9 protein-coding genes are annotated in these 15,235 nt (G+C 66.5%); 3 read left to right on the top strand and 6 right to left on the bottom strand.

The window, feature by feature from the left end:
- The first annotated feature begins 19 nt into the window (after positions 1-19).
- The gene (locus QA861_RS22765) at positions 20-604 is read left to right on the top strand and encodes a DUF6879 family protein (protein WP_334590137.1); all 585 of its coding nucleotides are present in this window, start codon (positions 20-22) and stop codon (positions 602-604) included.
- Positions 601-3,003 (top strand): ATP-binding protein, encoded by a 2,403-nt coding sequence (locus QA861_RS22760; protein ID WP_334590136.1) that lies wholly within the window; start codon positions 601-603, stop codon positions 3,001-3,003. The genes QA861_RS22765 and QA861_RS22760 overlap by 4 nt, the downstream gene beginning before the upstream one ends.
- Here QA861_RS22760 and QA861_RS22755 read toward each other — a convergent pair.
- Positions 3,000-3,857, bottom strand: a complete 858-nt coding sequence (locus tag QA861_RS22755) for a methionyl-tRNA formyltransferase (RefSeq protein ID WP_334590135.1) — start codon at positions 3,855-3,857, stop codon at positions 3,000-3,002. The genes QA861_RS22760 and QA861_RS22755 overlap by 4 nt on opposite strands.
- Positions 3,858-4,343: 486 nt before the next feature.
- Here QA861_RS22755 and QA861_RS22750 point away from each other — a divergent pair, with 486 nt between their 5' ends.
- Positions 4,344-5,978, top strand: a complete 1,635-nt coding sequence (locus QA861_RS22750; protein ID WP_334590134.1) for a hypothetical protein — start codon at positions 4,344-4,346, stop codon at positions 5,976-5,978.
- Between the two features lie 10 nt (positions 5,979-5,988).
- On the opposite strand, the gene QA861_RS22745 is transcribed toward QA861_RS22750, so the two are convergent.
- The 5 genes from QA861_RS22745 to drmA all read right to left on the bottom strand — a co-directional run bounded on the left by QA861_RS22745 (position 5,989) and on the right by drmA (position 15,191).
- Positions 5,989-8,166 (bottom strand): NB-ARC domain-containing protein, encoded by a 2,178-nt coding sequence (locus tag QA861_RS22745; protein ID WP_334590133.1) that lies wholly within the window; start codon positions 8,164-8,166, stop codon positions 5,989-5,991.
- Complete coding sequence (locus QA861_RS22740) at positions 8,166-8,609, bottom strand: hypothetical protein (protein ID WP_334590132.1); 444 nt, start codon at positions 8,607-8,609, stop codon at positions 8,166-8,168. The genes QA861_RS22745 and QA861_RS22740 overlap by 1 nt, the downstream gene beginning before the upstream one ends.
- Positions 8,610-8,880: 271 nt before the next feature.
- On the bottom strand, positions 8,881-9,687 hold the full coding sequence (gene drmC, locus QA861_RS22735; RefSeq protein WP_334590131.1) for a DISARM system phospholipase D-like protein DrmC: 807 nt from the start codon (positions 9,685-9,687) through the stop codon (positions 8,881-8,883).
- A complete protein-coding gene (gene drmB / locus QA861_RS22730) occupies positions 9,684-11,537 on the bottom strand; it encodes a DrmB family protein (RefSeq protein ID WP_334590130.1) in 1,854 nt (617 codons plus the stop codon). The genes drmC and drmB overlap by 4 nt, the downstream gene beginning before the upstream one ends.
- Positions 11,538-11,540: 3 nt before the next feature.
- Complete coding sequence (gene drmA / locus QA861_RS22725; protein ID WP_334590129.1) at positions 11,541-15,191, bottom strand: DISARM system helicase DrmA; 3,651 nt, start codon at positions 15,189-15,191, stop codon at positions 11,541-11,543.
- Positions 15,192-15,235 lie beyond the last annotated feature (44 nt).

The following is a 15,235-nucleotide window of genomic DNA, read 5'->3' as shown; positions in this document are numbered from 1 at the left end:
CGGTGCGGTGGGAGAGCGTATGGCTCTCAAGGACTACTACACCGACTTCGAGAAGTACTTCTGGCACTGCGGCGACCTCGGATTCTGGAAAATTGAGCGGCAGCAGACATTCAAGGAACCCGGCTACGACAGCTGGGAGGCATTCTGGCGTGGCGACTGGGACGAGTCCCTGCGCCTGCTGGAAGCGGGCCGCGCGGACATGGCGGAGTACCACCGCAAGGTCGAGCAGAACGGCTTCGTGGCCCGGCGGGCTCGCGTCGTCGAAGAACCGCTCAGCGACTACATGCAGTGGGAACTCCACGCGCTGCGTATCCGGGACCAGTGCGGGGGCCCCATCCATGTCACCGACGCGGACCGGGTGGCCCGATACGAGCAAGACGGCCCGCTGCCTGAGATCTCCACTCTCGGAAACCAGGTGATGTACCAGGCGCTCTACGATGAACAGGGCATCCTGGTAGCTGCGCGGAAGTTCGTCGACCGCCAGCTCGTCCTGCGTTGCCGGGAGCTCATCGTGAGCGTGTACAACGCCGGTGAGCCATTGGCGCACTGGTTCAATGGGCATGTGGCACCCCTACCGCCCCCACAGCGCCAAGCACCGAGATGAGAGAAGACATCCCGGGACACGTCAACCGGTTCGACGGCTCGGCTTCGGCGCACACTGTCGTGCAGGCCGGCGAGGTCAGTGGCGGGGTGCATTTTCATCACCAGGTGCCGCTGCCCGCGCCTGTCATCGTGCCGCATCAGTTACGCAGCTCCGTACGTCACTTCGTCAACAGGTCCGAGGAACGGGCCCGCCTCAGCAGTCTTGTGGCGGACCGTCATGACGACCCGCACGCGGTGCGCGTAGCAGCCATCACCGGGACTGCCGGAGTCGGCAAGACCTCACTGGCACTGCGCTGGGCACACAGCATCCGGTCGCATTTCCCAGGCGGTGAGCTCTACGCCAATCTGCGGGGCTATACCGCAGGCTCTCCTGCTACACCCCAGGAAATACTGGGCCGCTTCCTGGAGGACCTCGGCGTCTCCGCCACGCATGTACCGGCCGAACCGGAGCGCCGGGAAACGATGTTCCGGTCGCTGCTCGCCGAGCGCCGCATGCTGCTCGTACTCGACAATGCCGCAGACAGCTCACAGGTCCGCCCGCTGTTGCCCGCCACCTCCGGATGCCTCGTCGTGGTGACCAGCCGGGATGACCTGTCCGGCCTGGTCCGCCAGGAGGGCGCACTGCGCCTGGACATCACAACGTTCCAAACGACGGACGCCGTAGAACTGCTGCGTGCCGCCACCGCCGATTACCGGACCAGCGACCATCGGGGAGACTTGGCGACGCTGGCCCGACTGTGCGCGGGACTGCCTTTGGCGCTATGTATCGCCGCCGAACGCGCGGCGGGCTGGCCATCCATGCCGCTCGGCGAGCTGATCGACGACCTGCGCGACGAATCGGCCCGCTGGAGTGTTCTGACAGCCGAAGCCGAGGAGGGGTCCGACGCAATGCGCAGCGTTTTCGAGTGGTCTTACCAAGCGCTGTCCGACCCCGCGGCCAGGCTGTTCCGACGGCTCGGCCTGCACCCTGGCAACGAGTTCGGCCTGACCGCCGCCGCGAGCCTCGCCGGGAGCGATCCGGCCCATGTACGGGGCCTGTTGGACACATTGGTGCGAGCCCATCTGCTGGAGCGGCGCCCCGCCGGTCGCTACGAGTTCCATGACCTGCTGCGGGCCTATGCGGCGGAGCAGGTCCGGCGGGAAGAGAGCGAGACGGAGCGGACAGAGATCCTCAGGCGCTGTCTCGGCTGGTACCTCCACACCGCGTACGCGGCACAGTGCACCATGGCGCCATTCGACCGCTACGACCTGGACGACCGGATCCCCGCACCCGCCACGGCCCTCCGCTTCGAGAACTACCAGTCAGCGTTCGACTGGTACCGCGCGGAGAGCACCAACCTCGTCACCGCCACTCGTGCCGCCGCCGATGCCGGATTCCCGGAGATCGCGTGGCGACTGGCCGTGGTGCTGCGGGCCGTCTACATGCATCAGAACGCCTTCGACGACTGGGAGGCGACTGCCCGGATCGGCGTCGAGGCCGCAGCGCGCGCCGGAGAGCAGCATGGTGAGGCGGAGGCGCTCGAATCTTTGGGCAAGGCTGCCTTCCAGGCATTGCGGCTTGATGAGGCGGAGGAGCATCACCGCGCCTCGCTCGCCCTTCGCCGACGTATCGGCGACCGCCGTGGCATGGCGGTGTCGGCCAATGCTCTCGGCCTGCTCGGACTGCGTCGGCGACGACTCGATGAGGCCAGGGCGCACCTCACAGACGGCGCCGAGATCTTCCGTGAGCTCGGCGACCGCCGATGGACAGCATTGGTGCGGAGCAACCTCGCGGAGACGCTGTGCGACCTCGGCCGGGGTGAAGAGGCCTGGACCCTCATCGAGCAGGTGCTGGCCGACTTCCGCGAACTCGGTGACCGCGCATGCGAGGGCAATGCTCTATGCCTGCTGAGCTGGGCACAGCGCACATCAGGCGAGGCCGAAGCAGCTGCCCGCTCGATCCGTGCCGCCCTGTCGATCGCTGATGACGAGAACAACCAGGTGTGGCAGGGGCATTGGTTGGCCGAGTCGGCACGAGTCGAGCGAGCCCGCGGGAATCCTGAAGAATCCCTCCGCCTCTTCCAGAAGTCGGCCGCCATTCAACAGAAGCTCGGTGACGCATCCCGGGAAGCCACCGCACTGGACGGAGCGGGCGAAGCGTTCCAGTCGCTGGCACGCTTCGAAGAAGCAGCAGAGCTGCACCGCCGCGCTGCGGATACCTACCGCCAACTGGACTCTCCCTGGCAGTTCGCCCGTGCCCAGGCGCATCTGGCCGACGCGCTGACGTCTTTGGGCGACCACGAATCGGCGCGTGCCGCCCGAGAGGAGGCGCTGCACCTGCTCGGTTCGTTCGACGACCCCAGGGCCATGGCGCTGGCAGGGCAGGTGGCACTGTGCTTGAGTGGTGGCGACGGAAGCTAGTCGTCAGCTGCTACGGGCGCCGAAGCCGTGATCCAGACGGGCGCGTCGGCGCAGTCCAGACGGATTCCGCCGGCCGGGGTGAGGCTGGTCCGCAGGACCTTCAAGCGACGGCCATTGACCATTGCCGTCGGACCGAGGCTCGGGCCCATGAAATGGAATGTCCGCACCTGGTTGTGAACCTGACGCGCGGTCATTGTGGTGTCGACTCCGAAGAACTCCGGTTCCAGCAGCCCCGCATAACTGACGCCGTCGACAGACTGAGGTTCGCCTGCCGACGGGTCTCGCACCCGGTCCAGGCCAATTCTCAGTTGTTCGCGCAGCACTGGGGACAGATCAGCCCACAGGCTCCGGGGAGTCACATCGTCCGGCAGCGGAACGCCGCCTTGCTGGGCCAGCACCGGGCCGGTGTCGAAGGCCTCATCCATACGGTGAACTGTCACGCCCAGGTCCGCGTCGCCATTGCGGATCGCCCAGAGTACTGGGGCCGGGCCGCGGTATTTGGGCAGCAGCGAGGAGTGAATGTTGAGCACGCCGTAGCGCGGGATCTGCAGCACGGATCGTGGCAGCCGCCACGAGAATCCATAGCAGACGAGGAGGTCAAGACCGTATCCGTGTAACGAGGCACCCAGTCCTTCGGAACTGCCCGGCAGCAGCAAGTCGACGCCCGTCGGCAGAGCTGTGGTGATCTCGCCTGCAACGCGTGCCGCACCCTCGTCCGTGGGCTTGCGTGGGCGCATCGAACGGGAGAACGCGTAGACGACCGGGTCATGGCCCGCTGCGGCACACGTTTCGTGCAGAGCGGCGAACTCTGCTGTGCCGAAGGAGATCAAGCCGATACGCATGCCGTTCGCCATGATCAGGAGCGTAGTGGGGCGTGAACCGCTTGCAAGCTGCGATTCGGCCTTTCGCCCCCGGCGTTCCGCTCCTCCCGGCGATGCTCAAGTGCGGCTTGATGTCTTACGGTATGGGCGGTTACAAGAGACGGGGACGACAGGCGAGAGGTTGCGAAGCGGCTTGCAAAACGGTATGGGAACCATAGCCGCGAGCCGCGAGCCGCGAGCCGCGAGCCGCGAGCCGCGAGCCGCGAGCCGCGAGCCGCGAGCCGCGAGCCGCGAGCCGCGAGCCGCGAGCCGCGAGCCGCGAGCCGCGAGCCGCGAGCCGCGAGCCGCGAGCCGCGAGCCGCGAGGGTGCTTATGCGTCTTATTCGTCGCTGACCGGCGGCGGGCCACCCGTAATCGTTCGGGGTGGCCGTGAACGCTAGCGTCGGCCCGCCCCTCCGTGTCCCCGTGGGACACGACCCCCAGCGGTGGAGAACTTTCCACAGCGAGAAGACACTGATCGTGGCGGCCCGTACCGTCACTTCGACGGTACGAGTGCTGGAATCGCTCCCGGCCCTTCTGCGTAACGACAGCAGGGTCGCCGTCGTCTTCGCCTACGACCCCACCTCCGCCTTCAACGATGGAGTCCTCGACCTTCTCGGCGATGCCGGCTGCCGGATCATGCCCTGGTCGCAGTTGAGCACCATCACACCCGACCTCATCATCACCGCCAGCGAGAACGTCGACGTGCCCGAGGGCGACTGCCCCGTACTCGTCCTGCCGCACGGCATAGGCTTCCAGAAACTCGTACCGGATTCCCGCGCCTCAGGGACCCGCCTGTCTGGTGCTGTTCCGGACTCCCTTCTCGACACCGGACGGGCCTGGATCGCCGTCTCGCACCCGGACCAGGAGAAGCAGCTGCTCGCTGCGCATCCGAAGGCGGACGGCCGCACGCTGCTTATAGGAGACCCCTGCTTCGACGAATTGTCCGCGAGTCTCCCGGATGCCGCTTCCTTCAAACGCTCGCTGGGTGCTGCCGACGGTCAGCGCCTTGTCGTCCTCAGCTCCACCTGGGGTCCGACGTCGCTCCTCGGCCGGGATCCAGAGCTGCCCGCGCGGATGCTCGCCGAGTTGCCGTGCGACGAGTACCGGGTCGCCGCGATCGTCCACCCCAACGTGTGGTCGGCGCACGGCTCTTGGCAGATCCGTTCCGTACTGGCCGGCGCGCTGGAGGCAGGGCTGTTGCTGATGCCGACGGTCCACGCCTGGCGGTCGGCGCTGGTCGCAGCCGACGCCGTCATAGGGGACCACGGCTCCGTGACGCTGTACGGGGCGGCGCTGGGCAAGCCGGTACTCCTCGCCGCGTTCGGCGACGACGCGGTGCAAGGGACGGCGATCGTCAGGCTCGGCCAGGCCGCGCCCCGCCTCGATCTGCGCGGTGACCTGCGCGGGCAGGTCGACTCGGCAATCGCGGGCCACGTCCCCGATCGCTATGCGGGGATCTCGCAGGCCGCCTTCGTTCAGACAGGCCAGGCATCTGCCCGGCTGCGTACCGCCGTGTACCGCCTGCTGGAGCTGGCCGAACCCGGCTCGGCCCCACCACGCGCGCGTACGCTGCCTCCTCCGGCCACACCGACCGCCATCGTCACCTCGTGGACGGTGGAAAGCACTGCCACACTCGGCGAGGGCGGGCAGTGGGCAGTCGCCGTCCGCCGCAGTCCCGCGGCTGTTGCCGACGCTCGCGGTGAGGGGACCGACGCGTATCTCCATCTCGCGTGCGACGAGGAGGAGCAGGACCACCAGTTGACCGAGAGCGCTTCGGTGCTGTTGTGTCGTAGCCCCGCACCAACCACGGTCAGCGCCCTCCGTTGGATCCGGAACACGCTGAGCCGCTTCCCCGGCTGCCGACTTGCCGCTACGGCGCTGGGAAGGGGCTGCTTCCTGGTGGGGCTGGACGACGGACGGATGGTTGAGGCGACAATCACCGGCCTCGCCGTCGACCCCGGACTGCCCGCCGCCGTGGTCTACACATGCCTGCGCGAGGGCCTGCCCTTGGACAACGTCTTCGTGACCCTGCGGATCGGCGGTGTCCGGGAGGAGGACATCGGGCTCCGTCTGAGGAACTCCCTGCCGGACACCGTCGATCCGCAGCGCTGAAATGCGCTCCTCACATGGCCCCGCCTAGACGGTCGAGGCGTTCCCGCAGTTTCTCCGCCTCCGGGCTGCCGCCTGTCTCGTAGATCTCGTGGGCCCGAATGACATGCTCGCGTACGGTCTCCTCAGCGCCGCCAGTACGCTCCGTGATGTCGGCGAGCAGGACCAATGCCTGGGCCTCGTAGTGACTGGCCTTTCCCGCGCGCAACGCGTCAGCCGCCTCACTCAGTACGCACATCGCCGCGTCCGAGTCCCCCTTGTGGTCGTGGACGGCGCCGATGGCAGCCAGCGCGCGGGCCGCCATCCGCTTGTCGTCGCGGGCCAGCAGGTCCTGACGGGCCCGGCGCAACGTGTCCAGGGCCTGGTCGTGGCGGCCTGCGGCATCCTGCGCGCAGCCCAGGAAGTACGTGGCGATGGCCACCCCTCGCCATTCCCCGGCCTCGATATTGAGCTCGACGGACCGCCGGTACGCTTCCATGGCGCGGGAGGGGTCGAAGCGGTCCCAGTAGCGTCCGAAGAACTCCTGCACGGAAGCCTTCAGCGCGGCGTGCGCCGACACCTCCGCGCAGGCGACCGCCTTCTCCAACTCTGTACGCGCCCGGTCGTACTCCCCGAGGTCCATGAGGGGCCGCGACAGCAGGCTGCGCAACCGGGCCTCCGCGGCCGGCACCATGGCCGCGGCCGCCGCGTCCGCTCCCAGCTCCAGGGACTCCTTCCAGTCCCCCAGGTACCTGCGGTGCAGGAACAGGACCGTGAAGCCCTCCGCCAGCTGCCATGCGTGTTTGTGGAGACCGAGCCCGGACGCCTCCCGCAGTACGGCCAGGATGCCGGCGCGCTCGGCCTCCAGCCAGGCCAGCGGATCCGGGCCGCCCTCCGCCGCGAAAGGGTCCGATGCATCGCGCAGGAGGCCGGTCAGATTCCCGATCCTCAGCCGGTCCTCCCTGACAGCCCGGTCGGCGAACGCGGTGAGAGCCAGGTAGTGGGTGGCCACCCGTTCCACCACAGCCTGCTGGCCGCCCTCCGGCTCCTCCTCAGCTGCCTCGGCCGCACGCTCGCGTGCGTGCAGGCGTACGAGGTCATGGAAGCGAAAGCGATCGTCCTCCGTCACATCGACGAGGCTGGACTCTTCCAGGACATCCAGCAACGCTTCCACCGTCGCCACGTCCAGGCATGCGGCGACGGCAGCCGTACCGGCGTCGAACGTACGCCCCGGGAGCCAGCCGAGGACCCGGTACAGCCGAGCCGCGTCGGGCGGCAGCGCACGGTAGGTGAGATCGAGTACGGCGGACACCGAATGTTCCCCTCGCAGAGACAGCCCTCGCAGGCGGCGGGTTTCGTCGGCGAGTTCTTCGGCCAGCCGACTCATCGTGAGCCGCTTGCTGGTCAGGAGGCGGGCGGCCACGAGTTGCAGTGCCTTCGGCAGGCCGGCGCAGAACTCGACGAGCCGTTCGGCAGCGCCCCGCTCCGCCTCGACGGCCTCCTCACCACACCGCTGCGCCAGCAACCGCAGGCCATCGGCCATGCTCAACGGTTCGAGGGGCAGCGGGCGTGCCCCGTCCAGAGCCACCAGCTCACCCAGCTTGCCGTTACTGGTGACCAGCAGTGCGCTGCCCGGCCCCTTCGGCACCAGGGGCAGCACTTGGCCGGGCCGATTCGCATCGTCGAGAACGACGAGAATACGGCGGTCCGCGGTCCGGGAGCGGTAGTGCGCGGTCAACTCCTCAAGGGACTCCGGCAGGAACGTGTCATGCACCCCGAGGGCTCTCAGGCACATCACCAGGGCCGCCGACACATCACCACCCGCCCGGCGGCGCAGTGCCGCGTAGTCGATGAAAATCTGCCCGTCCGGGAATCGGTCACGGACCGTGTCGGCCCATCGGCAGGCCAGAGTCGTCTTGCCGACGCCGGGGATACCGGAGATCACGACGAACCCGATGCCGGAGGATCCACGCAGGACAGCGCGCAAGTCCGAGTCGAGAAGCGAGAGTTCTTCCACGTGGTTGACGCACCACACGGTCAGCGGCGGCACCTGATCAGGGCGGAGGACCGGACCGTCGGCCACCACCGTTCGGACGTTGAATGTGATGCCGCCATGGATCTCCTGGGCCTGGACGACCGGTCCGTCGACGTTCCCGGACAGGTCGTTCCTGACGTACGGATGTCCCTGACGATCCCTGAAACTCTCGCTCATCACACCGCTCCGGCACCCTGCTCGGGCGGAACCGCCCCAGAGGCGCCGAAGGTCAGACCGGAGAAGTGCTGCCCCTGGAAGACCGGGCCGTTCTGCACGCCCCCGCTGATGCTGTTGTGCACAGAAACAGAGGGGTCGTTCTGTGCATTCGGGTCCAACTCTGCGAGCAGCAGCCGGAGTTCTTCCGCCGCCTCGGGATCAGCCAGGAGGACACGACGCAGCCGCGTCCTCCATACAGCCTCGATATCCGACCCGGCGAGTTCGTCCTGCTCGGCATGAGCCACCATCAGCTCCTGCTGGGACAGCTGGAGTTCTTCCCCAGTTGAGCTCCCGTCGCCGCCACGTGCAAAGAATCGAGCGACTCGATCCCTCGCCTGTGCCCAGGTCTCCGACACCATGAGCCCGACCAGCGTCGTCGCTCCGGACGCCGCCAGCGCTGCCAACTCAGCTTCCACAAAACCCCCTTGGGCACGACCTTCAAGACCTCGCTGATGCAACCGTAGAGAGCCCACTGATGCTTTGGTAGCCCGGCCACTGCAAACGAGCTCTCGGAAGCCCGGCCGAAAGGTGTTCGAGCTCCCGGGCTCCGCGCCGGGCCGGTTCGGAGCAGGTCACGCCATCACAACAGCGTCAGCGACCGCAGCACTGCCAGCCCCAAGTTCCCGCTTCTGGCGCGGCCCCTCACGTCTGCTGCGTCCGTCGAAGTGAACCGACTCACTCACATCCGAGCGGCTTCAGCGGGCCGCGAGCGGGGTCCATCAGCGCGGTGAAATGATCAACGACCCGGCCAACAAGCGCCCGGTTGTGAAGGACTAACCCGATCTCCAGGTTGTCGGCGAACGCACGGTCGGTGAGATTGGCGCTACCCAGCAGTATGACCTCGCGGTCAGCGGCGATGATTTTTGCGTGCAGTGCTGCCCTGCCACCTCCGGTACGGCTACGACCTTCATCTGGCCAGTGCCAAAGGCGTGCCGAAGGGCCAAGGCCCTCGAAGGCATTCACAGCAGAAGTCGATGTCTCCAGCACGAGATCGAGACGAACGCCGCGCCCAGCCGCCAGCTTGAGCTCCTGGACGATCTCCTTCACACCGTACGCGGCAAAGCTCACCACAAGGAGATTGGCCCGAGCATGGCGGATGACTTCGACAGCCACACTGCTCGTCGACCGTACTGGTACGGCCCGGGAGGTGGGGCCACTCACCACGAGGTCCAGGTGTTGCTCCGCACGCAGGTAATCGAACTGACTTGCCGCAGTCTCGAGTGCAAACGCCAGCGCGGACCCGGACAGCTCTGGGGCGTTCTGCCTCCACAGGCTGACAAGTGCGTCGGCCCGAGCGGCGAGGCCGACACCTGGGTGCGCTGCGAGCAGTCTGGCTACCGTCGTCGGGCCCGGCCCTTCGAGCGACTTCAGCACACGTGCCCACGCCCTTCGATGGACGGGCGGGAGGAAGCGGCCCAGCTCGGCGAGCTGAGCCGCCAGAGGATCCGCGTCAGCGTCAGCGACGACGTGATCGGAACTCACGAAGCGAAGAATCCGAACGTGCCACCCGCCAAGGTCTCCACGAGCATGGCCCGGTCCAGGAAGTGGTTGCCCTTTTCACACGAAGTCTCGGCTGCGAAGAGGCAAGCGTGGCAGGCCGCTCCGTGGAGTCGACTGTGCACTGTGGGGTCGTGTTCCGCGCACAACGGGTCTGAACTGCACAACCGGGCTGCATCCAGTGCTTGCGAGAGAAGCGGGCCAAGCCTCCCCTGTTGCCCGAGCGTCACCAATCCACCGAGCGTTCCTTCACTGTCGGGGGCGGCGGTGTACAGCAGCACGCCTGCCATGGGTTTGTCCCCGGACCGTGCGTAGATCCGCTCCCCTATCCCGGAGGCCCCGTAGCCACACTCCAGGGCGAATTCTCGGATAAGCATGTGCGAGAAGGAGTGCAGCAGCACGTAACGGGCGCCCGGCCATTGCGGGTCGACAGAACGGTTGGCGCACCATTGCGCATAGGCGCCGCGCAGTTCGCTCTCTCGCCTCCTTACTTCGGGCAGTTGCTCCCAGACTGCGATGCGCTTCTCATCGAAGCGCAAGAACACTCCCTCTCCCCTTAGTTCGGCGCATGGCACCCAGGTCGGCGGTTCAACAGAGAGAGGAGCCAGCCGGTCGGCATCATCGTCGTCCTGGGGACGCCACTCCGGCGCGTCGATGCGCGTGAACCCGGTGAGCGCTGCGACTTCCCGAAGCCGCTGGACGAGAACCACCTGTTTCAACCAGCCGCTCGCGGCGAGAGGGACGGGCTCCGGTTTCGTTGTGAAATCGGGCAGTTGACTGCGGGTTCGCTGTGTGAACGCTTCCCACTCCGGTGTCGCGAGATCCAGCTCGTCGACATCCTCGGCGTCACCGTGCTGATGCGACGCCTGCCGGTCGGCCTCGCTGCGAATGGCTTTCCAGACCTCACCGACGCCAAAGGGCTCGAGTTGCGGCCAGCACACCTGAGTGGGAAGCAGCATGAGTGCAGCTTCCGCAGGAACATGGGCGAGGAGGCTGAGCATCTTCCAGTTATCCCGGATGGCCTGTTCAAGCGGCTCCTCCGCCTTGGGCAGGCTGAAGACGCTGAGCTGTGCCGCGAACCAACTATTCGTAGCGCCTAGGGCCAGAGTGCGCACGGTCTGCCCACAGCCCTGGAACGTGCCCAGGTGGGGATGGCGCCCGCGACATCCGGGGAGTTCGGATTCGCCGCGCATTCCGATCGCCTCAGCCATGGTGCGGCTGCTGTCGCATGAGCACGTGACGAAGATGTTCGCAGCTTCGCCGGTGGTACCCCGCTCCTGGAGCTTGAGTGTGTGCTCACCGATCGGCTCTACGCCTCGGTGGACGAAGTAAGACCATGGGAAGTCGTCAAGGTGGCCCTCGGCACAGGCGATGAGGAAGCGAGCGGGGACTGCGGACGGACGATTCCCCCCGCTTCCTCGACACGAGTGCACGTAGCGGATCTTCTCGGGCGAGTACGTGTGCGGGAGCAGTTCGAAGAGTCCGGAGTTCGCTGGGGCGAGACGGTTGCACCGTCCGTCGGAACAGCGGAGCCACCGTGGGAAGAGCGTGACAGGTACGCCCACCCGAGCCCATGCACCGTAGACGTCCGTGGTTTCCGGTGCGTAAGGCGGAGTCCGTAGGGTCTGAACCTGCTGTCCGAGCCGACGCTTAGTAGCTGCAAGCAGGCGATCCTCCGTAAGGATCTTGGTGTTCTCCAGATTCCAGTGGTCGAGGCCCATCACCATGACGGACAGGTTGGGCAGATCGGCGACTGATCCGATCCCGTAGGTGTGCAGAAGTTGGCTCGGGCGGAGTTCGCCGACACGCAGCGGCTGGGCAGAGGCGGTGGTCACGGCTCAGTTCTCCTCGTCGGCAATGGCTCCGCCGAGCTGTTGCGGATGTGAGGTCTCCGGGTCGTCCACTCGAGGCTGGAAGGCAGGTTCATCTGCCTCTTCACCACTCGGACCGGTATGGAGGATGAGCCGGATTCCCGGTTCCACCTCGCGCAGCGAAGTCGGACAGCTCATCGCACGCCAGGGGCCACCGTCCGGTTCATGAAGCAAGCCGATCATGTCGTCTTGGATCCGGTACGGCTTGCGGTAGCCCAGGACGGTCGCGGGCTGTTTGCGCATACGGTCCCAGTGGTCGAGGCGGCTGTCGAGCTGGCGTCGAACCTCGTCACCGACAGGCCGGGCGGCAGCGACATCACGCGCTCGTCGGCTGAGGTAGCCCGATACGTGGTCGGACAGCTTGCCGCGAGTGTCGAACTGCTGTGCGCCCGTGTTGCCGTTGTACTGCTGCTCCAGGTTGCGGACCAGTGCGACGAGGACACCTGAAAGCCCACGGTCCACCGCGCGGTCAGCGAAGGGAGTGACAGACAGGGCCTCAACGTGACGGTAGATCGTGGCGTGGAACGACTCGAATGTCTCGTAGTGGGAGAGATCTCGGGGGCGAACCCAGTTGAGCACGGTGAAGACCAGGCCCGGAGAGGCACGGCCTACTCGGCTTGTCGCCTGGATGTACTCGGCCGTTGACTTGGGCTGGTTGGTGACAACCATGACACCGAGACGGGACACGTCCACGCCCACGGCGATCATGTTGGTGGCAAGGAGCACATCGATTGGCCGGCGCGAGGTGGTTCCGCCGCTCTTCTTCGGGCTTCGCGGCCGGAACGTGAGGTCCAACTGTTCCAGGACCTCGGGGATGTCGTCCGATGACATGCGCGAGGTGAGCTCGCGCAGTAGAGGGTCGTAGCGCTTGGCCAGCCCGCGCTGATCTGCACGGCCGAGTCGGGTGGTGACATCGTCCTCGACCAGCCGGCGCATGCCGCCGAGGTCTCGCAGACTGTTGAAGTACCCCACCAGCGTCATGTAGGGGTCGGTGATCTCGTTCTGGCCGTACTTCTCGTGAATGAGCTGGGCGGCTCCCAGTACAGCGACATAGATACGGATCAGTGTCGATTTCGTGCGCACACCCTGCGCGCAGATCCCCACGTACCTGCGCCCGGGGACGCCGGTGATGGCAGGGCGGGTCTCCGTGGCTTCCTGATCCTGGGTGTCACGCTGGCGAGCGAAGAAGTTGTCACTCGCCTCTAGCCCGGGTGGCGGGAAGACCTCGGTCCTACGGTTGAACAGCGAATGGATCTGGCGATCCGCTCGGCGGACCGTTGCCGTTGAAGCAATCACCTTGGGGCGCACTGACTTGCCTGGCACGATCTCCCACGTAGAGAGTTTGTCGACAGCCGACTCGTAGAGGCCTACCAGGGATCCCAGTGGCCCGGAGATCAGGTGCAGCTCATCCTGGATGATCAGGTCAGGTGGCCGCACGCGCAAGGCCGGGGTGGTCGAAGCAGAAGGGTGCACACCCTTCGCATCGTGGCTGGGCTTCTCCCACTCTGCGGAGGCAAGGTCCTTGGTGACGTACCCATGCCGACTGCAACGCTGTGTCACCTGGCCGAAGAGGGCCTGTGTCTCCCCCTTCCAGGGGAGCTGTGCGAACTTGTCGACCGTGGCGATGATGACGCTCGGCAGAAGTCGGTAGATCTCCTCGTCCACGACGAGGACGGGGAGTCCTTGGCCCCCCGAACTGCTGTCGGACATCGCCCCGAATGGGCAGTTGAACAGTTCCGGGCAGGTGATAACGGTTCGACGGGTGGTCAGATCCACGCTGACGTCGCGGCCGGGCACAATCTGACTGCCGCACCAGGGACAACTGGTGAGCTGATGCGGAGATCCCTGCGCCCGCGCCGGACGCCCCTGGGAACGACGGAGACTGGTCAGCCAGTCGTCGGCCTGATCCGTCCGGTTCGGCGTCACGCCGCTACCGACCCACAGGCCGAGCCGGAAGGGCTGCTCCCCCCAGACACCGGTGTCCTGACGACGCAGGACCTCGCAGGCGCAGATGAGTGCGGCTGCACGCTGGAACTGTTGGATCGTCAGTAGACGGAGGGTGTAGCGCATGAGCACTGCGACCCCGTTGCGGGCATCGATCCCGCCAAGGTCCGGCCGCAGACGACGGATTGCCAAGGTGAAGGCGGTCAGGCCCAGATACGCCTCGGTCTTTCCACCACCGGTCGGGAACCACAGGAGGTCGGCGATCGCACTGGTTGCTTCCTCCGCGCGTTCGGGGTGCCCCGGGTCCGCCAGGGCGGGGAGGTTAAGAAGCACGAACGCCAACTGGAAGGGACGCCAGCTGCGGTTCTTGGGGAGGTCCACGGCGGAGACAGCGGATTCCAGATCAATATTGTCGTTCCGCCGACGGATCGCAGCAGCCATGCTGTGGACACGCTGATCGCGCATCGCCCTGTTAGCGAAGCGAAACGCCTCCAGTGCTGGCCCTGTCGTCAGAAGGTTGATGCCATCTTCGATCCGGCTCGCAGCCCGTGTGGCCCGTCGAAGATTGTCCCGAGCGTCTGCTGCGAATCCTTCGAGACGCTGCTCCGGATCATCGATCCGGGCTTCGCACCGACCGATCCAGGCTCGGTACCCGTCGACCAAGGGCATCAGAGCGCTGCGGAGCTGATCCGGCGTGAGCTCCGCCAACTCCTTCATGTCGAGTACAAGACCAGCGAGTTCCGGCAGATCGGAGTCCGCGGGGTGGGTGTAACTCGGGACGTCCGTGAAGGGGACCTCGTACGCGGGTGCCGCGACAGTCCGGATCGCGGAGGCGCGGAGGCGATCATGCCGGGCACGCACAGCATGTACGCCGGTGCCGTGCCCGACCGCGAACTCGGGATGGAATCGGTAGGCCATGGCCAGCGCCCGCTGCTCTCCTTGATCGGAGGGATCACCACCTCCCGAGACCTGTGACTGTCGCGGCTTGAAGGGTGCCTCACCCTCAGTCCCATGGACCTCCAGTTCAGCCTGGAAGATCCAGTTCTTCGGCCCCGGCATATCCAACTGTGCGTTCACCAGGAAAAGCGAGATCAGCCAGTCGCCCTGGAAACGCCGAGTCCGGCCGCGAACCATGATCTGCGGCTGCTCCGAGTTGAGCGACTGCGGCAGAATCTCACCTTCACTGATCTTGATCGCGGCAGTGCCAAGTACCGGAGTCCGGCGCCACACCGAGGCGGCCCGCTCGTGCTCGGGCGCAGGCACGCGCTCATAGCGGGCCCAGGAGGCCGCGACGGTCAGTTCGGTGGCGTCTCCGTCCAGGCAGATCGTGAAGCCGATGGCCGAGGGCTGAAGACTGGGGACATTTGGGGCGTCCGGCTCCCGATCTCCCTCTTCGAGTGCTTGAGGCTCGGCATCAGCCAACGCATCGAGCTGGTCGGGTTCCACGGTCGAACCGTTGGGCGCGAGCCGGCCGATCACATACTGATCGACTGGGCTGTCGCTCAGCTCCTCATTCTGATCCCCGATCGGCCCGAGCAGATCCCGCACGACAAGCTGCTCCAGCTCGCTGCGGATCTCCTGCGGGCGGGGCAGCGTCAGCACAGACACGTCCGAGGTCCCCGCCGCCGCTGCCGAGCTGCTGGGGGACTGCGTCTCAAAGCTCTCCTGGGCCACGCACACAACCCTAACTACCAGCGCAGACAACACGCTGCCGATTG

This window comes from Streptomyces sp. B21-083 (assembly GCF_036898825.1).
GTDB lineage: Bacteria > Actinomycetota > Actinomycetes > Streptomycetales > Streptomycetaceae > Streptomyces.
This window is presented reverse-complemented; position numbering and strand designations above follow the sequence as displayed.